The 23,062-nt window shown below is 66.6% G+C and carries 25 protein-coding genes and 1 riboswitch; of the genes, 13 read left to right on the plus strand and 12 right to left on the minus strand.

What is annotated here, in order from left to right:
* The first annotated feature begins 4 nt into the window (after window positions 1–4).
* The 9 genes from AC1RRP_RS15680 to AC1RRP_RS15720 all read left to right on the plus strand — a co-directional run bounded on the left by AC1RRP_RS15680 (window position 5) and on the right by AC1RRP_RS15720 (window position 6,275).
* Window positions 5–745: a sulfite exporter TauE/SafE family protein gene (locus AC1RRP_RS15680; RefSeq protein WP_493037785.1), complete on the plus strand. Its 741-nt coding sequence runs from the start codon at window positions 5–7 to the stop codon at window positions 743–745.
* A 130-nt stretch (window positions 746–875) separates the two neighbouring features.
* Window positions 876–965, plus strand: a riboswitch (cyclic di-GMP riboswitch).
* Between the two features lie 116 nt (window positions 966–1,081).
* On the plus strand, window positions 1,082–1,297 hold the full coding sequence (locus AC1RRP_RS15685; RefSeq protein ID WP_493037787.1) for a hypothetical protein: 216 nt from the start codon (window positions 1,082–1,084) through the stop codon (window positions 1,295–1,297).
* Window positions 1,294–1,539 carry a hypothetical protein gene (locus tag AC1RRP_RS15690; protein WP_493037789.1) on the plus strand — a complete coding sequence of 82 codons (246 nt, stop codon included), beginning with the start codon at window positions 1,294–1,296 and terminating at the stop codon, window positions 1,537–1,539. The genes AC1RRP_RS15685 and AC1RRP_RS15690 overlap by 4 nt, the downstream gene beginning before the upstream one ends.
* A gap of 44 nt (window positions 1,540–1,583) precedes the next feature.
* Window positions 1,584–2,165 carry a hypothetical protein gene (locus AC1RRP_RS15695; RefSeq protein WP_493037791.1) on the plus strand — a complete coding sequence of 194 codons (582 nt, stop codon included), beginning with the start codon at window positions 1,584–1,586 and terminating at the stop codon, window positions 2,163–2,165.
* Between the two features lie 8 nt (window positions 2,166–2,173).
* Window positions 2,174–2,311, plus strand: coding sequence for a hypothetical protein (locus tag AC1RRP_RS15700; protein ID WP_493037793.1), 138 nt, complete (start codon window positions 2,174–2,176; stop codon window positions 2,309–2,311).
* A gap of 241 nt (window positions 2,312–2,552) precedes the next feature.
* Window positions 2,553–2,909: a DUF1304 domain-containing protein gene (locus AC1RRP_RS15705; protein WP_493037795.1), complete on the plus strand. Its 357-nt coding sequence runs from the start codon at window positions 2,553–2,555 to the stop codon at window positions 2,907–2,909.
* A gap of 25 nt (window positions 2,910–2,934) precedes the next feature.
* The gene (locus AC1RRP_RS15710) at window positions 2,935–3,420 is read left to right on the plus strand and encodes a hypothetical protein (RefSeq protein ID WP_493037797.1); all 486 of its coding nucleotides are present in this window, start codon (window positions 2,935–2,937) and stop codon (window positions 3,418–3,420) included.
* Window positions 3,421–3,531: 111 nt separating this feature from the next.
* Complete coding sequence (locus AC1RRP_RS15715; protein ID WP_493037799.1) at window positions 3,532–5,934, plus strand: AsmA family protein; 2,403 nt, start codon at window positions 3,532–3,534, stop codon at window positions 5,932–5,934.
* A 65-nt stretch (window positions 5,935–5,999) separates the two neighbouring features.
* The gene (locus AC1RRP_RS15720; RefSeq protein ID WP_493037801.1) at window positions 6,000–6,275 is read left to right on the plus strand and encodes a KTSC domain-containing protein; all 276 of its coding nucleotides are present in this window, start codon (window positions 6,000–6,002) and stop codon (window positions 6,273–6,275) included.
* A gap of 27 nt (window positions 6,276–6,302) precedes the next feature.
* Here AC1RRP_RS15720 and AC1RRP_RS15725 read toward each other — a convergent pair whose 3' ends face one another.
* Window positions 6,303–6,911 (minus strand): class I SAM-dependent methyltransferase, encoded by a 609-nt coding sequence (locus AC1RRP_RS15725; RefSeq protein WP_493037802.1) that lies wholly within the window; start codon window positions 6,909–6,911, stop codon window positions 6,303–6,305.
* A 335-nt stretch (window positions 6,912–7,246) separates the two neighbouring features.
* Entirely contained in the window at window positions 7,247–8,071 is an 825-nt protein-coding gene (locus AC1RRP_RS15730) for an NAD-dependent protein deacetylase (protein ID WP_493037804.1), read from the minus strand.
* A 254-nt stretch (window positions 8,072–8,325) separates the two neighbouring features.
* Here AC1RRP_RS15730 and AC1RRP_RS15735 point away from each other — a divergent pair, with 254 nt between their 5' ends.
* Entirely contained in the window at window positions 8,326–8,643 is a 318-nt protein-coding gene (locus tag AC1RRP_RS15735) for a hypothetical protein (RefSeq protein ID WP_493037806.1), read from the plus strand.
* A 170-nt stretch (window positions 8,644–8,813) separates the two neighbouring features.
* Here the strand turns inward: AC1RRP_RS15735 and AC1RRP_RS15740 are convergent, their stop codons facing one another.
* Together AC1RRP_RS15740 and AC1RRP_RS15745 are read right to left on the minus strand one after the other, a co-directional pair.
* Window positions 8,814–11,030: a malate synthase G gene (locus AC1RRP_RS15740; protein WP_493037808.1), complete on the minus strand. Its 2,217-nt coding sequence runs from the start codon at window positions 11,028–11,030 to the stop codon at window positions 8,814–8,816.
* Window positions 11,031–11,077: 47 nt separating this feature from the next.
* Window positions 11,078–11,788, minus strand: coding sequence for a haloacid dehalogenase type II (locus tag AC1RRP_RS15745; RefSeq protein WP_493037810.1), 711 nt, complete (start codon window positions 11,786–11,788; stop codon window positions 11,078–11,080).
* Window positions 11,789–11,978: 190 nt separating this feature from the next.
* On the opposite strand from AC1RRP_RS15745, the gene AC1RRP_RS15750 reads away from it, so the two are divergent.
* Both AC1RRP_RS15750 and AC1RRP_RS15755 read left to right on the plus strand, forming a co-directional pair.
* On the plus strand, window positions 11,979–12,887 hold the full coding sequence (locus tag AC1RRP_RS15750) for a LysR substrate-binding domain-containing protein (RefSeq protein ID WP_493037812.1): 909 nt from the start codon (window positions 11,979–11,981) through the stop codon (window positions 12,885–12,887).
* A gap of 140 nt (window positions 12,888–13,027) precedes the next feature.
* Window positions 13,028–13,228: a hypothetical protein gene (locus AC1RRP_RS15755; RefSeq protein WP_493037814.1), complete on the plus strand. Its 201-nt coding sequence runs from the start codon at window positions 13,028–13,030 to the stop codon at window positions 13,226–13,228.
* 22 nt (window positions 13,229–13,250) lie between these two features.
* Here AC1RRP_RS15755 and AC1RRP_RS15760 read toward each other — a convergent pair whose 3' ends face one another.
* The 7 genes from AC1RRP_RS15760 to AC1RRP_RS15790 all read right to left on the minus strand — a co-directional run bounded on the left by AC1RRP_RS15760 (window position 13,251) and on the right by AC1RRP_RS15790 (window position 21,488).
* Entirely contained in the window at window positions 13,251–14,069 is an 819-nt protein-coding gene (locus tag AC1RRP_RS15760) for a metal-dependent hydrolase (protein WP_493037816.1), read from the minus strand.
* A gap of 120 nt (window positions 14,070–14,189) precedes the next feature.
* Window positions 14,190–15,176 (minus strand): tripartite tricarboxylate transporter substrate-binding protein, encoded by a 987-nt coding sequence (locus AC1RRP_RS15765; protein WP_493037818.1) that lies wholly within the window; start codon window positions 15,174–15,176, stop codon window positions 14,190–14,192.
* Between the two features lie 141 nt (window positions 15,177–15,317).
* A complete protein-coding gene (locus AC1RRP_RS15770; protein ID WP_493037820.1) occupies window positions 15,318–16,673 on the minus strand; it encodes an MmgE/PrpD family protein in 1,356 nt (451 codons plus the stop codon).
* 4 nt (window positions 16,674–16,677) lie between these two features.
* On the minus strand, window positions 16,678–17,856 hold the full coding sequence (locus AC1RRP_RS15775) for a CaiB/BaiF CoA transferase family protein (protein WP_493037822.1): 1,179 nt from the start codon (window positions 17,854–17,856) through the stop codon (window positions 16,678–16,680).
* A gap of 130 nt (window positions 17,857–17,986) precedes the next feature.
* Window positions 17,987–19,144 (minus strand): acyl-CoA dehydrogenase family protein, encoded by a 1,158-nt coding sequence (locus AC1RRP_RS15780; protein WP_493037824.1) that lies wholly within the window; start codon window positions 19,142–19,144, stop codon window positions 17,987–17,989.
* A gap of 123 nt (window positions 19,145–19,267) precedes the next feature.
* Window positions 19,268–20,134: an HTD2 family dehydratase gene (locus AC1RRP_RS15785; protein ID WP_493037826.1), complete on the minus strand. Its 867-nt coding sequence runs from the start codon at window positions 20,132–20,134 to the stop codon at window positions 19,268–19,270.
* 82 nt (window positions 20,135–20,216) lie between these two features.
* Complete coding sequence (locus AC1RRP_RS15790; RefSeq protein ID WP_493037828.1) at window positions 20,217–21,488, minus strand: GGDEF domain-containing protein; 1,272 nt, start codon at window positions 21,486–21,488, stop codon at window positions 20,217–20,219.
* A gap of 94 nt (window positions 21,489–21,582) precedes the next feature.
* Here AC1RRP_RS15790 and AC1RRP_RS15795 point away from each other — a divergent pair, with 94 nt between their 5' ends.
* Window positions 21,583–22,560: a LysR family transcriptional regulator gene (locus AC1RRP_RS15795; protein ID WP_493037830.1), complete on the plus strand. Its 978-nt coding sequence runs from the start codon at window positions 21,583–21,585 to the stop codon at window positions 22,558–22,560.
* Between the two features lie 81 nt (window positions 22,561–22,641).
* Here the strand turns inward: AC1RRP_RS15795 and AC1RRP_RS15800 are convergent, their stop codons facing one another.
* On the minus strand, window positions 22,642–22,950 hold the full coding sequence (locus AC1RRP_RS15800; protein WP_493037832.1) for a PsiF family protein: 309 nt from the start codon (window positions 22,948–22,950) through the stop codon (window positions 22,642–22,644).
* Window positions 22,951–23,062: the final 112 nt, after the last annotated feature.

Below are 23,062 nucleotides of genomic sequence, written 5' to 3' on the forward strand. Positions count from 1 at the left end.
AACCATGAGCGAACTGCTGCCCATGCTGCTGATCTGTGCCGTCGGCCTGGGCGCGGGCGTGCTGGGTGGCGTGATCGGCTTCGGCACCACCATCCTGCTGATGCCGCCGCTGGTGTACTTCTATGGCCCCATGACGGCCGTGCCCGTGATTGCGCTGGTAGCCATCGTGGCCAACCTCGCGCGCGTGGGACTGTGGTGGCGCAGCATCGACTGGAAACTCTGCGGCGTCTACGCGGCCACCTCCGTGCCCGCCGTGGTGCTGGGCGCCAACACCCTGGTGCAGTTCAACCCGCGCCTGATCGAGCTCATCCTCGGCAGCTTCCTGCTGCTCATGATCCCGGTGCGGCGCTGGCTGCGCCGCATGGCATGGCGTCCCCACCTCGGCCACATGGCGCTGGTGGGCGCGATCATCGGCTACCTCACGGGCATCGTGGCCTCCACCGGTGCGATCAACACCCCCTTCTTCCTGGCCTACGGCCTCGTGAAAGGCGCCTACATCGGCACCGAAGCCGCCAGTTCGCTGGCCGTCTTCCTGGCCAAGGGCGCGACCTTCCACACACTGGGCGTGATCGACCACCGCGCCATCGGCCAGGGCCTGCTGATCGGCGTCTTCGTGCTCATCGGCTCCACCCTGTCCAGGCGCCTGGTGCTGCACCTGCCCGAGCACCGCTTCCTGCAACTCATGGAAGCCGTGATGCTGGTGTCCGGGCTGGCCATCCTGTGGATGGCCTGGCCGCATGACTGAGGGCGCAGTCTCTCAGCCCATCTATCCGCTATCGATCAACTGCCGTTCATAGCCAGATTCCGCGACAACAAAGGTGCCAGACGGCTCAGATTTGCTCGGCGACACCCGGCCATTCGCCGATAGAATGGATGTCTCAATTTGGCACACCCGCACGAAAGTCGGGGTCGCAAAGCCTCCGGTCTAAAGCCCACGGTCTGGGCACGATAGCGGGGTTGCCGTCAAGACAGTCTGTTGCAAGACCGGCTCTTGTCGCAAGCAGAAACGGCGTCGGCGCGCTTCTGTGTTTTGCCACCCCCGCTTTTCTGCCAGCGTGCCGGCCCTTGAATGGAAGCACGCATGGAAGACCCGCAAGCAGAGTTCGCCCACCCCCCGCCGGCCAGCGACGCCGAAGCGGCCTGGCATGAGACCCTGACCGCCATGAGCGCCATGCTGCAGGACGGCCTGCTGGCCTACGCCGCGCCGGCGCGCGAAATCGACCGGGCCGAGGCGGCCCTGCACGAATACACCCGGCGGATAAGGCAACAGAAGCAACTGAGCGAGGCCGCAGGGTGAACCCGTCCGACGCCACGGCAGCGCCCCGGCAGGAAGTCGCCTCGGCGAATACCCGTTCGGTGCGCGGGCGCATGTCGCCCGCCCTGCCGGGTTCGCTCGACCCGCAACGTGACAAGCTGCGCTTTTGCATCGGCGAATGCCAGACCGACCGGCCCGAAGCCGGTGGGGTGGCAACCTCACCCGGTCGTTTCCGCTGCGCCAACTGCTGGGCCGCCTTCCAGGCCCGGATGAAATTCCGCTGAGACGCCAACCACCACCCTCCCGACATCGCCACCGGAGTATGCCCATGCTGCCCCAGATCAAGTCCCTGCTCGGCCAGAAGGCCGCCGCCCCAGCCCAGCGCGAAGCCCGTGCGGAACGCATGCCAGCCGACGAGGGCATGCGCTACCGGCGCGAGATGCTCTACCAGTCCATCCGCGAAAGCATGCTGGCCATGGAAGTGCTCTCCAACATGTACAAGTTCAAGGTGGTGAACGTCGACCAGCAGCACGAGGTCTTCATCGCCATGATCGAAGTGAGCAAGCTGTTCGAAGCCAAGTGGAATGGCACAGCCGCCAGCTTCGCCCAGGCCGAGCAGCGCATGATGACCGGCGCCATGAACCGCGCGGGTGTCACGCTGCAGGGCGTCTTCTGGCGCGTCGACGAATCGGTCGACGCCTTCGCCATGCCGGCCCGCGCCGGCGACGGCGCCGAACAGGCCAGGGCGGCCGCGGCCATGCGCACACGTGAAGTCCCGGGTGACGTCTCCCATGCCCGGGTGCGCCTGGCCCGCCGCAGCGCAGAGACGCCCGCCGAACCGACCGGCAGCGCCCCCGCCGCCACCGGCGGGAAAAGCGACATCGGCAGCACCCAGTACGGGCAACTCTGAAGCACCCGATGGAACTTGCCAGCCTGCTCCACTCCCCCGCCGCGCTTCCGAGCATTCCCCGCGTGATCGCACTGCTGCTGGCCGAACTCGACCGCGACCCCATCGCCTGGACCACGGCGCAGGAAGTGGACGCCCTGACCGGCTAAGCCGGCGGACGCCTTTCCTCGCCGGCCTGCGCCTGGTACTGCGCCCCAGAGGTAGAGGAACATGATGAAAGCGATGAATTCGTGGGCAGGGCCAGGCGCAAACCACAGCCCTAGCCTGCGCTATGGCGAGGATTTGCAACGCGGCCATGCGCGCGAAGGCGCGCTTTCATGTTTCGATACTTCTGGGGCGCAGTACTAGGGTATCGTTTGATACCTGCGCACCCCACCCGAAGGAAACGCCATGTCTGTCGTTGCCGCCGTCGTCATCGTCCTCGTCGCCCTGCTGCACATCTGGTTCCTCGTGCTGGAAATGTTCCTCTGGGACAAGCCGGCCGGCCTGAAGGCCTTCGGCCAGACGCTGGAGAAGGCCCAGGCCTCCAAGGTGCTGGCCGCCAACCAGGGCCTGTACAACGGCTTTCTGGCCGCCGGCCTGCTCTGGGGGTTGAGCCTGGGCACCGCGGGCACGCACATCCAGGTCTTCTTCCTGCTCTGCGTGCTGGTGGCCGGCCTGTACGGCGCGGCGACCGCCAGCCGCAAGATCCTGTTCGTGCAGGCCTTGCCGGCTGCGCTGGGGCTGGTGCTGCTGATGCTGTCGTAGCCCCACGCCGGCTGCAGCCCCGCACATGGACATCGTCTCGCACGGACTCTGGGGCGGCCTTGCACTCGGCCGCGCCAGCCGGCGCAGCTTCTGGACCGCCTTCGGCTTCGGCACCGTGCCGGACCTCTTTTCCTTCGGGCTGGTCTTTGTCAACGGCCTGTGGGTCCATGGCCTGGGGCACCCGCCGGACCCTACGCTGATCCCGGCCTATGTGTACAGCCTCTACAACGCCACGCACAGCCTGGTCGTGTTCGCCCTCGTGTTCGGCCTGGTCTGGCTGGTGCGCGGCAAGCCCCTGATGGAGCTGGGCGCCTGGGGCCTGCACATCGCTGTGGACATCTTCACGCACAGCGCAGCCTTCTTCCCCACGCCCTTCCTGTGGCCGCTCTCGGACCTGCGGGTCGACGGAGTGCCATGGAGCGACCCGCGCATCTTCTTCAGCAACGTGCTGCTGCTGGCCGCGCTGTATGCCTGGTTCTTCCTGCGGAGGAAAAGGAAAAAGCCGGCCTGACACCAGGGCGCGCGCTGCAGGGGGAACGACACGCCGTCGTTACCACAACTTACAGACGGCAACCACCACTTCATCAAGAATGGTTGTCCCTGTCTTCTCCCCCTCCTCCCCATGAGCAAGCCCGGCAAGAAAGCGCCACCTGCACCTGCCGCCGTCCCCGCGCCGGCAGGCTCGCTCAAGCTTGCCTTCCTGGGCTGGTACGGGGTGATCGGCGTCACGCTGGCCTACATCACCCCGGTCAAGCTGCCCTTTGCCGAGGGCTACGCCAAGGAGCACTGGCGCCACGCGCTGGGCAGCCTGGTGCTGATGCTGATACTGATCGGCGGCATCGTGAGCCTGGCCTTCCACCTGCTCGACGCCAACGACTTCAAGTCGCAGATCGTCGACTACGTCAAGACCCACAAGCAGCGCGACCTGGTGCTCGAAGGCGACATCCACGTCACCTGGTTCCCGCAGCTGGGCCTGGAGACCGGCAAGCTCAGCCTGAGCCAGCGCAACAGCAGCCTCAAGTTCGCCTCGGTGGAGAACGCGCGGCTCTACGTCGCCTGGTGGCCACTGTTCACCAAGCAGGTGCAGGTGGAACGCGTCGTACTCGACGGCGTGCACGCCAACCTGCTGCGCCACCCCGACGGCAGCACCAATTTCGACGACCTGCTGCAACCGGCCGACTGGATGGGCGAACTCCAGTTCGCGGTGGAGAAAGTGCGTGTGCTCGACTCCACGCTCAACCTTCATGACGAGGCCTCGGGCCAGGCCTATTTCGTGCACGAGCTGAACCTGGAAACCGGCCGCCTGGCCGACGCCACGGCCGGGCAAGTACAGGCCAGCCTGCGCCTGCAGTCGGCACAGCCCCAGCTGGACCTGCAGTTGCGCCTGAACGCGCAGATGCTTTATGACCACGCGGCCCATCGCTACGAGCTGTCCCAGATGGAAGGCCATGCGCAAGGTGATGCCCTCGGCTTCAAGGAACTGCTGCTGGACTGGCGCGGCCGGCTCACGGCCTGGCCGGACCAGCACCGGCTGGTGCTGGAGCCCTTCAGCGCCACGGCGCGCGGCCGGCTGGCGCTGGACCCTTTCGAAGGCAAGCTCGCGGCGGCGCGCGTGCAGCTCACGCGCGACCTCTGGCAGGCCAGCGCCCTCGCCCTGGAAGGCCGCATCACGCGCGACCCGTCCGTGCTGGCCGCCACGCTGCAGGTGCCCGCCATCGAGGCCGGTGCCAAGACCTGGAAGAGCGCCGATGTACAAGGCAGCATCGAACTCAGGCACGCAGGTGGTCTGCTGCAGGGGCGCGGCAACAGCCCTCTGCTCTACGACATCGAGAAACGCCAGCTGCAACTCGAAGCCCTCAACACCCGCTGGACCGCCAGCCACCCCCTGCTGGCCGCGCGCCTGCAGGCCACGGCCAGTGGCAAGCTGCTGGCCGCCCTGGCCACGCAGGACGTGACGCTGGACCTCAAAGCCGGGTTGGACGACAGCCAGCTCAGCGGCCGCGTGCAACTGCAGGACTTCAAGGCCCCGGCCTGGACCTTCGACCTCGCGGCCAATGCGCTGGACCTGGACCGCTACCTAGTGAGCGACTGGACGCGCCGCCTGCAGGAAAGCACGCAAGCGCAGGACTTCGGCCGGCTCAAGACGCTGAGCCTGCGTGGCAAGCTGCGCAGCGAGTCACTGCGCGTGGCGCGCCTGCAGGCCGGCGCGTTCGCCGCCGAGTTGCGCGCCGCCTCGGGCACGCTCAGTGTGGAGCCCATCACCGCGCAGCTGTATGGCGGCAACCTGCAAGGTGCCTGGACCCTGAGCGCCGGCGAGGCGCCGCAACTCAGCGTGCGCCAGAAACTCACGGGCGTGCAGATCGACACGCTGCTGGCCGACCTGAGCGGCGGCGAGTCCCCTCTCAGCGGCAAGGGCAACCTGGTATTCGACCTGAGCGCGCAAGGTGCCACGCTGCCAACGCTGCGCCAGTCGCTCACCGGCACAGCCAGCCTCTCGCTCACGCGCGGCACGCTGGCCGGCCTTGACCTGCCCGAGGCCCTGCTCGCGGGCAGGGACCAGCTGGGCCTGAGCGGGGCCGAACGCCGCGACGGTGTGCGCCTGACCGAGAGCACCGCCTACAACGAATTCAAGGCCAGCATGGTCGTGACGCAGGGCAAGGCGCGCAGCGAAGACCTGCTGTGGAAGTCGCCACTCTTCACAGGCAAGGGTGAAGCGGACCTGGACCTCGACACCCTGCAGCTGGACGGCTGGCTCGATGCCACGGTGGCGCCAGGTATCAAGCGCGCCAGCGCAGGCGAACTGGCCGAACTCGCGGGCATCAACGTCCCCTTGCGCATCAACGGCCCCATGACCACGGCCACGCTCAGCTACAGCCTGGGCGAGGCCAGCGGCGGCAACCTGCCGCGACTGGCGCGGGCCAACCAGGCGCGCGTGACGGCGGCCCTGGCAGCGGCTCCGGCCATACCTGCCGGCATGGCGACCACCGCCAGCACAACCGGCACCGGCAAACCCCCAGGCAAATAAGCCGCGGCAAGGGACGTTGCTCGAAGTCCCCTTGCGCCCGGGCCTGGCGCCCGAGACAATGCGCCATGCTGAGCAAGACCTTCACCATCGGACGCATCCGTCGCGCAGACTACGACACGTCCACACAGCAACTGGACCTGCATTGGGACAGCAAAACTGTCCTGGCCTACAAGCAAGTGCCGCAGGAAGTCTTTCGCCGGCTGTGCGCCGCACCGAATCCGACGACTTATTGGGAAGACCGGATTGCGGAGGAGTATCCGAAGGGGGTACCGATGAGCAAGAGCTCAGGCGCCGACGATGCGGCGCAGAAGTTTCAGGATTTGTTTGGGGGCGGGGAGTGACTCGGTCGATGGCGATGGAGGGCGTGGTCAGCGGCCGCCCGCGCACTCGAGTTCGAACAGCGGCACCTCGGCCTGGTGGCTCAGCCAGAGGCCTCCACCCAACTCCGTGAATCCGTCCGACAGGCCGCGCCGGTACAGACGGGCAGGGTGACGGAACAGGCGCGGGTCGGTCAGCGCAGCGTCGATGGTTTCACGCTCGTAGTCCTCGCGCGTCGCGGCTTCCACGTACAAGGCGCCGCGGCTCAGCGTGGCCAGGTTTTCCAGAGCGCGCTTCAGATCGGCCTCGCTCAGGTAGGGCAGCACGCCCTGGCAGATCACCAGGTCGAACGGCTCGGCACACCGGTAGTCCACCACCGATCCGCGCTCCCATGCGTAACGCGCGCAGAGGTAGTCGCTGACCTCCACGCCGTGGTAGCTGACGCCGGGAAAGTGCGGCACCAGCAGCTCGCGCCACAGGCCGATGCCGCAGCCTACATCCAGCACCCGCCGCACGGGCACACGCAGGTACTGGAGGTAGCTGCACACGAAGGCACTCAAGCGCGTCATATGTGCGGGGTCGAGCCCGCTGGTCTTCTTGTCAAAGTAGTAGCGCTGGTAGTAGGCCTCATCGAACCACTGGTCACTGGCAGATTGCACGATGGTTCCTTTTTCTCTGCGGCGTTCGGCACGGGGAGTCATTGGGGAGTATGGCGCAGGACACGGGTAGGTTCATGTGTCCTGGGCGAACCTGCTGTACCTATGCATGCACAGCGGGACCACACCGCCTTGCATGCAAATCAGGCGCTCACTGCTGCATGCGGTGGAACGTCCGAACCCTGGGGCGATGTCATCCCGCGCCTATGGGGGTATTTGCGGCTTTTTGTACCGCTTGGCGTCGGCTATTTTCTGGCGCGAATTCTTCAACCCTCTCGGGAAAAGATCGAGCGACGCAAAGCAGGGACCCACCAGGACCGCGGCAACGTAGCCGGCCCCTACGCAGCCAGTTCCGCTGCCAGTGCCTCGATGGCTTCCCCCACCTCTTTCTCCAATTTAAGCGCCAACACTGGATCCGCCCGCGTCCGCCCCCGGTTCACCGCCGCCACCGGCTTGCCCGCCGCCACCGCCTCCTCCACAAAGCGGTAACCCGAATACACCATCAGCGACGAGCCGGCCACGAGCACGGCGTCGGCCTGCGTCAAAGCCTCCCGCACGGCGGCCACGCGCTCACGCGGCACGCTCTCCCCAAAAAACACCACATCGGGCTTGAGCAAACCACGGCAGTGCGGGCAAGCGGGTAGGTGGAAACCGGCAAAGTCGAGCGACTCCAGATCGGCATCACCATCCGGCAGGATGCGTGCATCAAGTCCTAGCCAGTCCGGATTGCGCGCCATCAACTGCTCCTGCAAGGCACGGCGCGGTGAACGCGCGCCGCAACCCAGGCAGCACACCGTGTCGATGCGGCCATGCAGATCCACTACCGCGGCACTGCCTGCGGCCTGGTGCAGGCCGTCGACGTTCTGCGTGACGAGCTGCACGATGCGCCCTGCGCGCTCCAGCTGCGCCAGGGCGTGGTGCGCGGCCGTGGGCTGCGCACCGGCCATGGTGGACCAGCCCAGCATGCTGCGGGCCCAGTAGCGCTGGCGCGCCAGCGCGCTTTCCACGAAAAGCTGATAACGCATGGGCTCGCGGCGTTTCCAGTCGCCGTTTTCGTCACGGTAGTCCGGAATGCCAGCGGCAGTGCTGCAGCCGGCGCCGGTGATGACCAGCAAGCGCGGGTGCTTGGCAACGAAATCAATCAAAGGTTGCAGGCCGTCCATGGGCGGATTGTGCGGTGCGGGAAAAGCAGGCCGGGGAATTCGTGTGACTTATTTCACGCTGGCGCCGGCCGGGCGGATGGCGCCGTGAATTAATCGACAGAAACGGATACGGCGTGTGTCACGCGCTGTTGCGCTTTTTTACAAACGACTTAGTCTTACCACACGACGAAGTTGCAGCGAGAAATGGACGGCCAAACCCACAAGGGGCCCCTGGTTCTTCGGCGTGACGACACCACACACCAAGGAGTTTCACCATGAAAAAGATCGCAGTTTCCCTGGCCCTCAGCGCCATCGCCTTTGCCGCACCGGCTCAAAACATGGACGCCCCCGGCTCCGCCCTGTCCCGTTTCGTGGACCAGCCTTACAACTGCGCGCAGATGCTGGGCGGCGGCAATGACGGCGACACCTTGTCCAGCAGCTACAACGTCGCACTGGATGCCACCCTCACGGAGATCAAGGCGCCGGTAGACCAGGCCTTCGCGCTGCTGAACGCACGCTGCGCACAGCGCGCCATCAGCGAACGCCAATCGCAGGGTGTGGCCCGTGTGAGCGAGCTGAGCCTCGCGCGCTGAGCAACTGCCCCCCGTATTCAGGTTGACGCGAGGAGCGTCAACCCCCAAGGAAAACGGCACCTGACGGTGCCGTTTCCATTTTGCAGAACCAGGCTCTGGTTTTGCGCGGCGGCTTCAGCCGCTGGTCAAGCCCGCGTTTTCAGGCCGCGGCCTTGACCCCCCCACACGGGTCAGTGTGCGGCTTTCACTTTCAGGCGCCAGGCGTGCAGCAGCGGCTCGGTGTAGCCGCTGGGCTGCTCCAGGCCCTTGAAGACCAGGTCCGTCGCGGCCTTGTAGGCCATGGAGGTGGCGAAGTTGCCGGCCATCTTCTTGTAGAGCGGGTCGCCGGCGTTCTGCTGGTCCACCACGGCGGCCATGCGCTCGAAGGTGGCGCGCACCTGCGCTTCGTTGGTGACGCCGTGCAGCAGCCAGTTGGCCATGTGCTGGCTGGAGATGCGCAGCGTGGCGCGGTCTTCCATCAGGCCCACGTTGTGGATGTCGGGTACCTTGGAGCAGCCCACGCCCTGGTCGATCCAGCGCACCACATAACCCAGGATGCCCTGCGCGTTGTTGTCCAGCTCCTGCTGGATTTCCTCAGGCGTCCACTTCGGCTTGCTCGCCACGGGGATGGTCAGCAAGCCGGTGAGCAGCTTGTCTTCCAGCGCCTTGAAGTTCTTCGCCATGGCCTGCTGCTCCAGCCTGTCCTGGATCTCGGCCACGTTGACCTGGTGGTAGTGCAGGGCGTGCAGGGTGGCGGCGGTGGGCGAGGGCACCCAGGCGGTGTTGGCGCCGGCCAGCGGGTGCACCACCTTCTGCTTGAGCATGGCGGCCATCAGGTCGGGCATGGCCCACATGCCCTTGCCGATCTGGGCGCGGCCCTTGAGGCCGCAGGCCAGGCCTTCGAGCACGTTGCTCTTCTCGTAGGCGTCGATCCACTCGGTGCCCTTCATGGCGGCCTTGCGGATCATGGGGCCGGCGTACATGGCGGTGTGCATCTCGTCGCCGGTGCGGTCCAGGAAGCCGGTGTTGATGAAGGCCACGCGGCTCTTGGCGGCGGCGATGCAGGCCTTGAGGTTCACGCTGGTGCGGCGCTCTTCGTCCATGATGCCCAGCTTGACGGTGTTCTCGGCCAGGCCCAGCAGCTGCTCGACGCGCGCGAACAGCTCGGAGGCGAAACCCACTTCGGCCGGGCCGTGCATCTTGGGCTTGACGATGTAGATGGAGCCGGTGCGCGAGTTGCGCACGCCGTTCTGCGTCAGGCCCTTGAGGTCGTGCAGGGCGATGGTGGTGGTGATGACGGCATCCATGATGCCTTCATGGATCTCGCTGCCGTCGCCGTAGAGGATGGCCGGGTTGGTCATCAGGTGGCCGACGTTGCGCACGAACAGCAGCGAGCGGCCGTGCAGCCGGATTTCTTCGCCGTTGGCACCCTTGTAGATGCGGTCGGCGTTGAGGCGGCGCACAAAGGTCTTGCCGCCCTTGCTCACCTCTTCGGTCAGCGTGCCCTTGAGGATGCCCAGCCAGTTGTCATAGGCCAGCACCTTGTCGTCGGCATCGACCACGGCCACGGAGTCTTCCAGGTCCAGGATGGTGGAGAGCGCGGCTTCGACCAGCAGGTCGCTCACGCCAGCGGCGTCGCTGCGGCCGATGGGCGTGCTGCGGTCGAACTGGATCTCGATGTGGATGCCGTTGTTGCGCAACAGCACGGCCGAGGGCGCCACCGCGCTGCCCTGGTAACCCACGAACTTGTGCGCGTCGACCAGGCAGTATTTGCTGCCGTCCTTCAGCGCCACCTTCAGCTTGCCGCCTTCGACGGTGTAGGCGGTGGCGTTCAGGTGCGAGCCCTTGACCAACGGGGCGACGCGGTCCAGCACGTGGCGCGCGTATTCGATGACCTTGGCGCCGCGCTTGGGGTTGTAGCTCTTGCCGTCGGGGCCGGCCCTGGTGGCGCCGCCGTCTTCGGGCAGGGCATCGGTGCCGTAGAGCGCGTCGTACAGCGAACCCCAGCGCGCGTTGGCGGCGTTCAGCGCATAACGCGCGTTCAGGATGGGCACCACCAGCTGCGGGCCGGCCTGCACGGCCAGTTCGGCGTCCACGTTGGCGGTGTCGCTGTGCACTTGGGCGGGCACGGGGGCCAGGTAACCCGTCTTCTCCAGGAAGGCGCGGTAGGCCTTCATGTCCTGGATGGGGCCGGGGTGGGCCTTGTGCCAGGCGTCCATCTCCAGCTGCAGGCGGTCGCGCTCGGCCAGCAGGGCGGCGTTCTTGGGGCCCAGTTCGTGGGCGATGGCGTCGAAGCCCTTCCAGAAATCCGCGCTGCTGATGCCGGTGCCCGGCAGTACCTTGTCTTCGATGAAGCGGTACAGCTGGGTGGCGACTTGGAGCCGGTGGGCTTTGGTGCGTTGCGTCATGGTCTTAACTCCTCAAGCTTGAAAAATCGTGGGGGCAGGCGTCGGCGTCATTCCGCGGGGAAGAAGCCGAGCACGTCGTTGAGCGTGTTGCCGGTGCGCGTGGGCTGGGTGCCCAGTTCCTCGAAAGGCAGCGCATAGCGGTTGACCCACAAGGTCCGGTAGCCGTACCAGGTGGCTGCCAGTGCGTCCCAGCTGTTGCTGCTGACGAAGACGATCTGCGTGGCACGCAGGCCGGTCGCCTGCTCGCCCAGCGCGTACGCCTCGGGGTGGGTCTTGTACTTGCGCACGGCGTCCACGCTGATCACGTGGTCCAGCAGGCCTTCGAGGCCCGCGCTGCGCACGGCGATGCCCAGCATCTCGGGGTCGCCGTTGGAAAGGATGCCGGTCGTGATGCCGCGTGCCTTGAGCGCCTGCAGCACGTCCCGGTTCTCGGGGAAGGCACTCAGGTGGCGGTACTGGTTCATCAACTGCAGCTCAGCCTCGGGCGTGAGGGTGAGCTTGAGGCGCTTGCAGGCGTAACGCAGGCCGGCCTGCGTGAGCTGCCAGAAGGGCTGGTAGTGCGTGCCGTGGTTGCTGGTGGTGACCAGGCGCGTGTATTCGATCTGCTTCTCGCGCCAGAGCTGGCCCAGGGCCTGGCCCTGGCCGGGGAACAGCTGCTCCGCCACCAGGCCGACGCTGTAGACGTCGAACAAGGTGCCATAGGCGTCAAACAGCACGGCTTTCGGCTGGGACGTGGCTGGGGCGCGGGCTTTTTCCATGCCTCCACTTTATTTGATACTTTCAAAACCATTAATAGCAAAATAATGCGTAAATTGCGAACAAAAAGTATCGAATCGAGTTTTTTGGGGTCTCGAAGGTCGGGCGCGGCATAATCAGGGCGGTCGACGACGGAAACACAGTAATCAACGCCTTCTTTCATGATCTGTGGCGTTTTGACAGCCAATTTTGATGAACATGCCCTTTGATCTGGTCGATCTGCGCCTCATGGTGCGCATCGCCGAAGCCGACAGCCTGACCAAAGGCGCCGAGGCGGCCCATATGTCGGCCCCCGCGGCCAGCACCCGCATCAAGGCCATCGAGGAAAGTCTGGGCGTCAAGCTGCTGCACCGCAGCTCCCAGGGCGTGACGCTCACGCCGCCGGGCCAGGCCTTTGTGCACCACGCCCGCCTGGTGCTGGGCCAGCTGGAACACCTGCGCACCGACCTGCAGGAGTACGCGCGCGGCATCCGCGGCCATCTGCGCGTGCATGCCAACACCACGGCCCTGGGTGAATTCCTGCCGCCCGTGCTGCGCTCTTACCTGCTGGCGCACCCGGATGTGAACGTGGACCTGCAGGAGCGCCTGAGCCACGACATCGTGCGCGCCGTGTCCGAGGGCCAGACCGACATCGGCATCGTGGCGGGTCTGGTGCGCACCGAGAACCTGCAGGTGCTGCCCTACCGGCGCGACCGTCTGGTGCTGGTGCTGCCGCGCGGCCACGCGCTGGCCGGCGCCAGCGCCGTGAGCTTTGCCGACACGCTGGACTTCGACCACGTGGGCCTGGCCGAGAGCAGCGCCATCCGCGCCTTCCTGCAGCAGATCTGCGAAGGGCTGCACCGCCCCATGCAGCAACGCATCCAGGTCAGCAACTTCGAGGCGGCCTGCCGCATGGTGGAGGCCGCGGTGGGCGTGGCCATCCTGCCCGGCTCGGCGGCGCACCGCCACGCGCAGACCATGGCCATCAGCATCGTGCCCCTGGCCGACGCCTGGGCCGAACGCGCCATGCAGATCGTGGTGCGCAGCCTGGACGCGCTGCCGGCCTATGCACGGGAGCTGGTAGATTTGCTGGTGGAGGATGCGAAGCAGGGCGGTGGATAGGAAGCGTGTCTGGGCGAGACGGCCAAGGCCATACGCTTCGTTACCGCTGATACGGATACGCGCTTGTCTGCACGACAGCCCCTCCGGACAATCGACCGCTCCCGTATTGCACACGAGCGCCCAGCTGCTCTGACCACCCCATGCACCACACCCTGCTGTTCCGCTTCAAGATCTCGCTGCTGGCCGTCTTTGTCCTGTTCACCCTGCTGGGCCTGGCGGCGCCGAGCATGAAGGCACTGCTCATCGGCCTGCTGGCCCTGGGCGCGTCGCTGGTGATCGCCATCGCCAACTTCGTGATGGCGGAGCAGCAGGTGAAGCGCGGACTCCACTCCTCCTTCTGACAGGCGGCTGCCTGCGCCCGACTCAGCCCCCGACCGGGGTGTAGGCGCTGCGGTTGGCCTCCAGCCAGTGGCGCGAGGCCAGCGCATCATGCTGCGCCGGGTGGAAATCAGCGCGCAGGTAGTCGCGCCAGGGCTTGAAGGTGCAGCGCACCAGGCCCTGCTGGCCGAAAAGAAAACCAAGCGCGCTGGTCCAGGTGGACCAGCGCCACAGCGTTGTGTCTCGCCGCAGGTTGAGCACCGTCTGGCGCAGCAGGTCGCCAAGGAAGAACATCGTCGCGCGGCGAAACCATGTGATGCGCCACGCTTCGTTGCCACCCAACGCCTTGTAGAGGCCGAAGGCCGTGCAACGGTGCTCGGCCTCTTCGGCGCTGTGCCACAGCCACAGGGTGGCCAGCCGGCGGTCTGTGCTGCCGAGCACCTCGGGGTGCTTGAGCAGCCAGTCGGCAAAGATGGCCGTGAAATGTTCGTTGGCCGCGGTGATGGCCAGCGGGTGTCGCGGATCCAGGTCTTCCAGTTGCTTGAGTCGCCGCTGCGCGCGCGGACCCCAGCGGTTCTCCAGGCCCTGCTTGCCCAGCTGCTGGTTGTACAGCTCGTGCAGGCGCCGGTGGGTGGCTTCCTGGCCCACGAAACCCTGCACCTCCGTCTTGAACTGCGCCTGCAGATCGCCGGGCAGGGCCTGGTAACCCTGGCGCACGGCATCGATGAAGAACTGCTCCCCCACCGGGAAGCTCATGGACAAGGCGTTGAAGAAGGCGGTACGGAACGGATCGTCGGCGCACCAGTGACGCGCCATCGGGGCGTCCATGTCGACGAGGAGGCGGCGGACAACGAGATCGGTCATGGTGTGGCGGGCTGCTTGACGGGGAATCCAGAGGCGATGCTACTCCTGCCGCAAGGCCCGGGGGCATCCATGCAAAACGCCGGGCGGACCCGGCGTTTTGCATGGCACATGCCGTCGCGGTCAGTCGGCGAACTGGCCGGCAGCGCGGATGGCCTTGCCCCACTTGTCGACTTCGGCCGTCAGCCAGGCCCGCTGGCCTTCGGAGGACTGGCGCCCCGCCGGGGGAATCTCACCGCCAAGGTCGGCCATGCGGCTCACGAAAGCCGGGTCCTTCAGGGCGTCGCGCATGGCGTCGCCAAACTTCTGCACCACGGCCGCCGGCGTGCCCTTGGGCGCGTAGACACCGTGCCAGACGATGACCTCGAAGTCCTTGAGGCCGCCTTCACTCAAGGTGGGCGCATCGGGCAGGGCCTTGATGCGCTGCTTGGTGGTCACGCCGTACATCTTGACGGTGCCGGCCTTGATGTGCGGCACGGTGTTGGTGGTCTGGTCGCACAACAGGTCGACCTGGCCGCCGAGCAGTGCGTTGAGTGCGGGGCCCGTGCCCGAGAAAGGCACCGTGGTCACCGTCACGCCCAGGGCCTGCTGGAACAGCGTGCCGCAGAGGTGCGAGACCGCGCCCAGGCCGGCGTTGGCCAGGTTGACCTTGTCGGCATTGGCCTTGATGTAGCTCACCAGCTCGCCCATGTTTTTGGCAGCCATGTCCTTGCGCGCGATCATGGTCATGGGCACGTCGACGACGTTGCCCACGTGCTCGAAATCGGTCACGGGGTTGTAGGCCAGCTTGCGGTACAGGGCCGGCGCAGTGGCCATGCCGTTGTGGTGGATCAGGAAGGTATAGCCGTCCGGCGCGGCCTTCATCACGAGGCTGGCGGCGATGGTGCCGCCCGCGCCGACCTTGTTCTCGACCACCACGCTCTGGCCCAGGGACTTGGTCATGGTGGCGGCCAGGGTGCGCGCCACGATGTCGGTGGGGCCGCCGGCCGAGAAAGGAACGACCAGGCTGATCGGCTTGGCCGGGTAGGCCTGCGCCTGGGCCAGGCTGCTGCCCAGGGCCAGGGTGGAGGCCACGGCGGCGGCGGTGAAAATTCTGCGGTTCAGTTTCATGGTGTGTCGTCCTCGTAGCTTGGATGAATGGGGAACTCCCTTTTCCTTCTTATGGTGCCTATGCTCGTTCAGATACGGCGTACGAACAAGCCGGGTCATCCCTAAGGCCCATGGGTCCTGGGGATTTGCCACGCCGGTGCGTCAGGACAGCAGCCGGCCCACCTGTGGTGCGTCGGCGATGGCCCAGAGCCGGGCCATGGCGGCGCGCATCTCGGCCTCGCTGGCGCCGCCGTGGTACAGGGCCAGGCGCAGGGCCTTGTCTTCGAGTTCGGGACGGCTCAGGGTATTGCCCGGGTCGCCCTTGGGCTCGTCCACACGACCATGCAACAGGCGGCCGTCGGCCGTTTCCACGCGCACCTTGCCGATCCAGCGCGCGGGGTAGGCCGCGTCCACCTCGGGGTCGAGCTCCATCACCACCTTGTCGTGGAAGGCCGTCACCTCACCGGACTTGAAACTGGCGTCGAATTCACTCAGGCCGGCGCGGCCCAGAACGGCCACCAGCCCCAGCACCGTGCCCATGGAGAACTTGCTCTGGTGCACGGTCTGCGGATCGGTCACCGGGCCCAGCACGTCGATGGCGCCCTGGTGCACCAGCGCGGTCACGCGTTTCACATCGCCGGCCTTGAGCTGGTGTTCGCGCAAGACCTGCTGCAGCGCGTCGGCCGCCGGGTGCGTGTGGCGGCAGGAGGCGTGGAACTTGAAGGAGGTTTCGGCGGTGGCCCAGCGCGTCCCCAGGCCATCGGTGAGCCTGCTGAGATCCGCGTCGCTGGACATGCCGGCCGCCAGGCCCTGCGGGCCTTCGAGGATGCGTCGTGCGCCGGTGTATCCCTTTTGCGCAAGGTAAGCCGCGGTGAGGCCGGCGCCGGCCGCATGGGCGGTGTGCAACTGCTTGGAGTCCGCCGCGTCGCGCAGGAACTCCCACAGGCCGGCCGACTGCGTGCCGGCCGAACCGAAGGCGTTCAGCATCTGCTCCGGGTTCAGCTTGAGCAAATGACCCACGGCTGCGGCCGCCGCCAGCGTGCCGGCCGTGCCCGTGGTGTGGAAGACCTTGTAGTGCGAACGACCGAGGAACTCACCGACGCGGATGCCGACCTCGTAACCCGCCACACAGGCCGTGAGCAACTCTTTGCCACTGCGGCCCAGGGCCTGCGCCACCGCCAGTGCGGGCGGGAACACGACCGTGGCCGGGTGGAAGACCGAACCGTTGTGCACGTCGTCCTGCTCGGCCACGTGCGAGGCGGCCGCATTGGCCATGGCGGCCAGCAGGGGGCTGCTGCTGCGCCGGTGGATCAGGATTTCGCTCGGGCCGTCGCTGGGCCCCATGCTTTCGACGAAGGTGGCCAGGATCTCGACGGCGCGCGCGTTCTTGCCGGCGAGCGCAGAGCCGAACCAGTCCAGCAGCAGGTCTTCGGTGCGGCGGATCACCGGAGCGGGAATGGATTCGAACTGCAGCGTGGCGGCGAATTCGGCCAGCGCCTGGGAGGAAGGTGCGGTCATGGTGTCAGATGGCCTTGTCGTTCTTGAGGTGTTCTATGTCTGCAGCGCTCAGGCCCAGCTCACGCAGGATGGCCTCGCTGTGCTGGCCCACGGCGGGGATGGCGTCCATACGCACATGGGCAGCGTCTGGTGCACCGGGTGGCAGCAACGCAGGCACCGGGCCGACGGGGGTGCTGACCTCGGTCCAGCGCTGGCGCGCGGCCAGCTGCGGGTGCGCCCACAGATCGGCCATGGTGTTGACCTGGGCGTTGGCGATGCCGGCCGCTTCCAGTCGTTCGATCACCTGGGCCGCGCTGAGCTTGCCAAAGGCGGTTTCGATCAGCGCCTGGACTTCGGCGCGCGCCGCCGAACGCTTGGCGTTGGCGTCGAAACGCGCGTCTTTCGCCAGTGCGGGCTGCTGCAGGACCTGCTCGCAGAACACGGCCCACTCGCGCTCGTTCTGCAGGCCCAGCATGACACTCTTGCCATCGCCGGCCGCGAACGGGCCATAAGGGTAGATGGTGGCGTGCGAGGCGCCGGCGCGCGGCGGCGGAGCGGCACCGTCATACGCGTAGTACATGGGGAAACTCATCCACTCGGCCATGCTCTCCAGCATGGAGACGTCGATGCGCCGGCCCAGCCCCGTCTTGCTGCGCTGGATCAGAGATGTGAGGATGTTGGTGTAGGCGTACATGCCGGCGGCGATGTCGGCAATCGAACAGCCGGCCTTGGCAGGCTCGTCGGGCGAGCCCGTCACCGAGAGAAAACCGGCCTCGCTCTGGATCAGCAGGTCGTAGGCCTTCTTGTCGCGGTAGGGGCCGCTGTCGCCATAACCCGAGATGTCGCAGACGATGAGCCGGGGGTACGTCTCGTGCAGGGCGTCGAAGGACAGGCCCATGCGCGCGGCGGCGCCGGGCGCGAGGTTCTGCACCAGCACATCGGCGCTGCTGAGCAGCCTGTCCATGATCTCGCCGGCCCTGGCGTGCTTGAGATCGAGCGCCAGGCTTTCCTTGGAGCGGTTGGTCCAGGTGAAGTGCGAAGACAGGCCGTTCACACGGCTGTCGTAACCCCGCGCGAAGTCACCGACCTCGGGGCGCTCGACCTTGATGACACGCGCGCCCTGGTCGGCCAGCTGGCGCGAACAGAAAGGCGCCGCAATGGCGTGTTCGAGCGTGACGACGGTGATGCCAGATAGAGGTTTCATGGTTTGATTCGCGAAATTTCAGTGTCCACGCGCCAGGGCTTCAACCCAGGGCTCCCGCGGAGCTGGCTTTGCCAGTCCGCTGGGAGCGCCCCCCTTGAGGGGGGAGCGGCGCAGCCGCTCAGGGGGTGCATCAAAAACTCCGTGGCAGGCCGAGGATGTGCTCGGCCACGTAGGAGAAGATCATGTTCGTGGAAATCGGCGCCACCTGGTAGAGCCGTGTCTCGCGGAACTTGCGCTCGATGTCGTATTCGCAGGCAAAGCCGAAACCGCCGTGCGTCTGCAGGCAGACATTGGCCGCCTCCCAGCTGGCCTTGGCCGCCAGGTACTTGGCCATGTTCGCTTCGGCGCCGGCGTTCTCGTGTGCGTCGATCTTCTCGCAGGCCTTCCAGCGCATCAGGTTGGCCGCCTCCAGTTCGATGAAGGCCTCGGCAATGGGGAACTGCACGCCCTGGTTCTGCCCGATGGGCCGACCGAACACCACGCGGTCCTTGGCGTAGCGGCTGGCGCGGTCGATGAACCAGTAGCCATCGCCGATGCACTCGGCGGCGATGAGCGTGCGCTCGGCGTTCAGGCCGTCGAGCAGGGTCTTGAAGCCCTTGCCTTCCTCGCCCAGCAGGTTTTCCTCGGGGATCTCCAGGTTGTCGAAGAACAGCTCATTGGTCTCGTGGTTGACCATGTTGAGGATGGGGCGCACCGTGAGCCCCTTGCCGACGGCCTGGTGCAGGTCGACCAGGAAGCAGGACAGGCCCTCGGAACGCTTTTGCACCTGGTCCGCCGGCGTGGTGCGTGCCAGCAGGATCATCAGGTCGCTGTGCTGGATGCGCGAAATCCAGACCTTCTGGCCGTTGATGACCCAGCGGCCATCCTTGCGCACGGCTGTGGTCTTGAGCTTGGTGGTGTCGCTGCCGGTGGTGGGCTCGGTCACACCCATGGACTGGATGCGCAGCTCGCCGGCGGCGATCCTGGGCAGGAACTGCTCTTTCTGCTTCTGGGAGCCGCTGCGCACGATGGCGTTCATCACATACATCTGGCCATGGCAGGCGCCGGAGTTGCCCCCCGAGCGGTTGATCTCCTCCATGATGACGGAGGCCTCGGCCATGGACAGGCCCGAGCCGCCGTATTCCTGGGGGATGAGCGCAGCCATCCAGCCGGCTTTCGTCAGGGCATCGACGAAGGCTTCGGGGTAGCCGCGCTGCTCGTCGATCTTGCGGTGGTATTCGTCCGGGAACTGGGCGCAGAGGGCGCGCACCGCATCGCGGATGTCCTGGTAAATGTCGTTCGTGCTCATATGTTGTGTGTATGGAAATTCAAGGCCGCGCAGCCGGCCGTGCGTGGCAGCCGTGGAACCGGCTTTGCCGGGCCACTGGCTGCGCCCCCTTGAGGGGGAGACGCGCAGCGTCTCGGGGGTGCTTCATATTTCCGCCGTGCCTTGCATGGTCAGCCAGCCTTCGTGGTCACGGCTCCAGAGGGATACCGTCCTGCCTTCGACCTTGCCGCAGACCGTGAAGGGATGGATGTCGAAGGTGGGGCGTACGGCCTTGAAGCTGAAACGCCTGACTTTTGCATCGGGCTGGTGACGGCGCAGCAGGTCCAGCAGCAGCGTGGCGATCAGCGGGCCGTGCACGATGAGGCCGGGATAGCCCTCCACACCGGTGACGTAGCTGCGGTCATAGTGGATGCGGTGGCCGTTGAAGGTGAGCGCCGAGTAACGGAACAGCAGCACGGGGTCGGGCACGATCTCGCGGCTGAACTGCTCGTCGCGCGGCGCGGGCGTGGGGGCCGGCTGCGGCGCGCCGGGAGCCGGCGCGTCGCGGTAGACGATGTCGTGCTCTTCGCTCAGCGCCAGGCCCTGGGCGTTGCTGAATGCATGGCGCACGCAGACGAAGACCAGGGCGCCGCTGCGGCCCTCCTTTACCGTCACGTCCTGGATGGTCGACACGCGTGTCACGCGCTCGCCCACGCGCAGCGGCTGCAGAAAATCCAGCCGCCCGCCAGCCCACATACGCCGCGGCAGCGGCACCGGCGGCAGGAAACCGCCACGTTTGGCGTGACCGTCTTCGCCGATCTCGCTGTGGCGCGTCAGCGGCGTGAAGTACAGCCAGTGCCACAGGGGCGGCAGCGCGGTGCCGGGCACGGGGGCCGGGTCCTCACGGTCCAGCGTCGCCGAGAGGGCGGCCACCGGCGTGGCGGTGAGCTGGTCCTCGCGGGATTCGCTGAGGCCGATCCAGTCGCGCAAGGTCTCCAGCGCCAGGGTGGGGGTGGAAGCGGGGGTGTTCATGGGCGCCCATCATGCGCCCGCCACCGGCCGGGCGCCATTTGCATTTGCGCAAGGGCCTGTTAGGCGGCCCTTAACGCGTTCCTCAGAGCGGGCTGAACTGGGTCTGCCCGGGCTCGTAGGCCAGCACACGGTTGCGCCCGGCGGTCTTGGCGGCGTAGAGCGCCTTGTCGGCGCGCTGGGTCAGGGTTTCGGCCGTTTCGCCGGGCGCCAGCTGGGCCACCCCGACCGAAACGGTGATGCCGAAGTGGCGCCCGCCCTCGCCCGTGAACGCCAGGTCGGCGATGGCCAGGCGCACGCGTTCGCCGGCCTCCACGGCCTGCGACAAGGGCGTGGCCGGCAGCAACACGATGAACTCTTCCCCACCCCAGCGGCCAAAGATGTCGCTGCCTCGCAGCGTTTCCTGGGCCCGCGTCGCCAGGCGCCGCAGCACGTCGTCACCCACGGCGTGGCCATGCGTGTCATTGACGCGCTTGAAGAAATCGATGTCCAGCAGGAGGATGGAGAAGTCCTCGGGCTGGCGCTCCCAGGCCTTGACCTGGCGGCGCAATTCGGCCTCGATGTGGCCGCGGCGGAAGGCACCGGTCAGGCCGTCGCGGATGGCCAGTTCACCGAGCTTGCGGTTGGTGGCCTCCAGCTCCTGGGTGCGACTGCGCAGCAGCTCATGCATCTGCAGTTCGTGCTGGATGTTCTGGTGCAGCTGGTCCAGCAGCTTGCGCTGGGTCAGGCGCGCGCGCACCCATTCGCGCGTGCGCCGGTGCTCGCCGCGGCTGCGCACCAGCAGCATGACCGCATAGACCACGAAAGCCCAGTTCACCACCGGCAGCTCCTGGACAAAACCCGGGTAGTGCCGGTGCAATTGCCACACCGTGCCGGCCACGATGGCGGTCATGAAGCTGGCGTAGAGCCGCATCTCGATGCCCAGCGCGCTCAGCAGGAAGGCCACGAGGGCCACGATGAAGATCAGGCGCAGGAAGAACAGCGCATCGACCTGGCCCGTGCCCACCATGGTGATGCTGCCGACCCAGACGGCGGCCAGGCCGATGGAGCCCAGCCACTCCAGGCCGAACCACAACCGCCCGTGCACGATCTGGGTCTGCGGCAGGACCGACAGGAAAACATGGGCCAGCAGGACGCGAAAAGCGAGCACCAGCAGGGCACAAGCGGCCCACAGCAGCAACTGCCCGAGCGGCTGGGCCGTCCAGTGCGACCAGACGATCAGGAATACCGGCAGGAAACCCACCAGCGCCGATTCACGCGTGCGCGCGAAGAGCTCGCGCATCATGCGCATCTGTATGGCCTCTTCCTCCAGCCGGGGCAGGCTTTCGGGATACATCGAGGCAGGTGAGGTGTTCACGGGCGCCGCAGAAGTTGTTCCCGGATTTTCTCAAAAATGAACAAATCCGTCTTGTTTTTCCTCAATTAGACGCATGCAGAGACATAATTGACCGATGGACAAGCTCAAGCAAATGGAGTCCTTTGTCTCGGTGGCCACCCGCGGCAGCCTGACCGCGGCCGCCCACGCCGAGGGCGTGGCCCCCGCCATCATGGGCCGGCGGCTGGACGCGCTGGAAGAACGCCTGGGCGTGAAACTGCTGGTGCGCACCACGCGCCGCATCAGTCTGACCCACGAAGGCAGCGCCTTCCTGGAAGATTGCCAGCGCCTGCTCACTGATGTGGCCAATGCCGAAGCCAGTGTCTCGGCCGGCGGTGTCAAGGCCAGCGGCCATCTGCGGATCACGGCACCGGCCGGTTTCGGCCGCCGCCATGTGGCGCCCCTGATCCCGAAATTCCGCGAACTGCATGCCGATGTGACGATTTCCCTGAACCTCAGCGACCGCGTGGTGGATATCGCTGGCGAGGGTTATGACTGCGCGGTGCGCGTGGGCGACATGCCGGACTCGTCCCTGGTCAGCGTGCGCATGGCCGACAACCGGCGCCTGTGCGTGGCCACGCCCGACTTTCTCAAGCGCCACGGCACGCCCCTGGTGCCCCAGGACCTGACGCGCTTCGACTGCCTGGTGCTGTCCAGCGACGCTTCGCAAACCCGCGGGTGGGCGTTTCGTGTTCCGCGTAACGCCCAGGGGCGGCAACATGAAAGCGCCCTGTCGGGCGCGGCGTCTGCCAGCGGCAACGACAGCGAGGTCATGCACCTGCGCCCCAGCGGCCCCATGGACTGCTCGGACGGCCAGGTGCTGCACAACTGGTGCCTGGCCGGTCATGGCATCGCCTGGCGCAGCTCCTGGGAGGTGGAAGAGGATATTGCCGAAGGCCGCCTGGTGGCCGTGCTGGAGGAGTTCGCTGCACCGCCCAACGGCATCTATGCGGTGTTCCCGCAGCGCAAGCACCTGCCGCTGCGCGTGCGGCTGTGGGTGGACTTTCTCAAGCACCATTACGGCCAGCCCGGCTTCTGGCAGGTCCGCCGCTGAGGCAGCGGACCGGCGCCCGGCCCATGAAAAAACCCCGCGAGCGGTCGGCCGCGCGGGGTTGTCTACCAGCAGCGCTGGTGCTTATTTATTGCTCAGGCACTGGCTCATGAATTTCTTGCGATCGTCGCCGGTCTTGCCGGTGGCGTCGGCGTTGCACTTCTTCATGCGCTCCTGCTGGGGCGTGGCCTTGGCGGTAGCGGCAGCCGGCTTGGCCTTGAGGCACTCGCTCATGAAGGCCTTGCGCTCGTCGCCCTTCTTGTCGCCGGCCTCCTTGTTGCACATGCCCATCTTGTTCTGCTGGGCGGTGGGGGCCTTCTTCTCCTCATCGGCGTGCGCAACGCCAAGGCTCAGGCACAGGCCGAGGGCGAGCAGGGAAAGCAGTTTCTTCATGGTGTCTCCTCCAAGTTATGAACGGTTTGGGGTGGGTGAATCGCAGCCCGATTCCAGCATACAACGGGACAGCCCGCAATCCTGCTGACAAACGGTTACCCCGGGATGGGCG

The sequence above is a fragment of the Hylemonella sp. GW821-FHT12C09 genome (assembly GCF_058807395.1).

Coding starts and splice junctions, on each gene's coding strand:
- AC1RRP_RS15775 (WP_493037822.1), bottom strand. CDS start 17,856: ATGAAACCTCTATCTGGCATCACCGTCGTCACGCTCGAACACGCCATT.
- AC1RRP_RS15730 (WP_493037804.1), bottom strand. CDS start 8,071: ATGGACGGCCTGCAACCTTTGATTGATTTCGTTGCCAAGCACCCGCGC.
- AC1RRP_RS15745 (WP_493037810.1), bottom strand. CDS start 11,788: ATGGAAAAAGCCCGCGCCCCAGCCACGTCCCAGCCGAAAGCCGTGCTG.
- AC1RRP_RS15785 (WP_493037826.1), bottom strand. CDS start 20,134: ATGAACACCCCCGCTTCCACCCCCACCCTGGCGCTGGAGACCTTGCGC.
- AC1RRP_RS15765 (WP_493037818.1), bottom strand. CDS start 15,176: ATGAAACTGAACCGCAGAATTTTCACCGCCGCCGCCGTGGCCTCCACC.
- AC1RRP_RS15720 (WP_493037801.1), top strand. CDS start 6,000: ATGCTGAGCAAGACCTTCACCATCGGACGCATCCGTCGCGCAGACTAC.
- AC1RRP_RS15770 (WP_493037820.1), bottom strand. CDS start 16,673: ATGACCGCACCTTCCTCCCAGGCGCTGGCCGAATTCGCCGCCACGCTG.
- AC1RRP_RS15705 (WP_493037795.1), top strand. CDS start 2,553: ATGTCTGTCGTTGCCGCCGTCGTCATCGTCCTCGTCGCCCTGCTGCAC.
- AC1RRP_RS15780 (WP_493037824.1), bottom strand. CDS start 19,144: ATGAGCACGAACGACATTTACCAGGACATCCGCGATGCGGTGCGCGCC.
- AC1RRP_RS15700 (WP_493037793.1), top strand. CDS start 2,174: ATGGAACTTGCCAGCCTGCTCCACTCCCCCGCCGCGCTTCCGAGCATT.
- AC1RRP_RS15750 (WP_493037812.1), top strand. CDS start 11,979: ATGAACATGCCCTTTGATCTGGTCGATCTGCGCCTCATGGTGCGCATC.
- AC1RRP_RS15800 (WP_493037832.1), bottom strand. CDS start 22,950: ATGAAGAAACTGCTTTCCCTGCTCGCCCTCGGCCTGTGCCTGAGCCTT.
- AC1RRP_RS15680 (WP_493037785.1), top strand. CDS start 5: ATGAGCGAACTGCTGCCCATGCTGCTGATCTGTGCCGTCGGCCTGGGC.
- AC1RRP_RS15740 (WP_493037808.1), bottom strand. CDS start 11,030: ATGACGCAACGCACCAAAGCCCACCGGCTCCAAGTCGCCACCCAGCTG.
- AC1RRP_RS15760 (WP_493037816.1), bottom strand. CDS start 14,069: ATGACCGATCTCGTTGTCCGCCGCCTCCTCGTCGACATGGACGCCCCG.
- AC1RRP_RS15695 (WP_493037791.1), top strand. CDS start 1,584: ATGCTGCCCCAGATCAAGTCCCTGCTCGGCCAGAAGGCCGCCGCCCCA.
- AC1RRP_RS15735 (WP_493037806.1), top strand. CDS start 8,326: ATGAAAAAGATCGCAGTTTCCCTGGCCCTCAGCGCCATCGCCTTTGCC.
- AC1RRP_RS15710 (WP_493037797.1), top strand. CDS start 2,935: ATGGACATCGTCTCGCACGGACTCTGGGGCGGCCTTGCACTCGGCCGC.
- AC1RRP_RS15795 (WP_493037830.1), top strand. CDS start 21,583: ATGGACAAGCTCAAGCAAATGGAGTCCTTTGTCTCGGTGGCCACCCGC.
- AC1RRP_RS15755 (WP_493037814.1), top strand. CDS start 13,028: ATGCACCACACCCTGCTGTTCCGCTTCAAGATCTCGCTGCTGGCCGTC.
- AC1RRP_RS15685 (WP_493037787.1), top strand. CDS start 1,082: ATGGAAGACCCGCAAGCAGAGTTCGCCCACCCCCCGCCGGCCAGCGAC.
- AC1RRP_RS15715 (WP_493037799.1), top strand. CDS start 3,532: ATGAGCAAGCCCGGCAAGAAAGCGCCACCTGCACCTGCCGCCGTCCCC.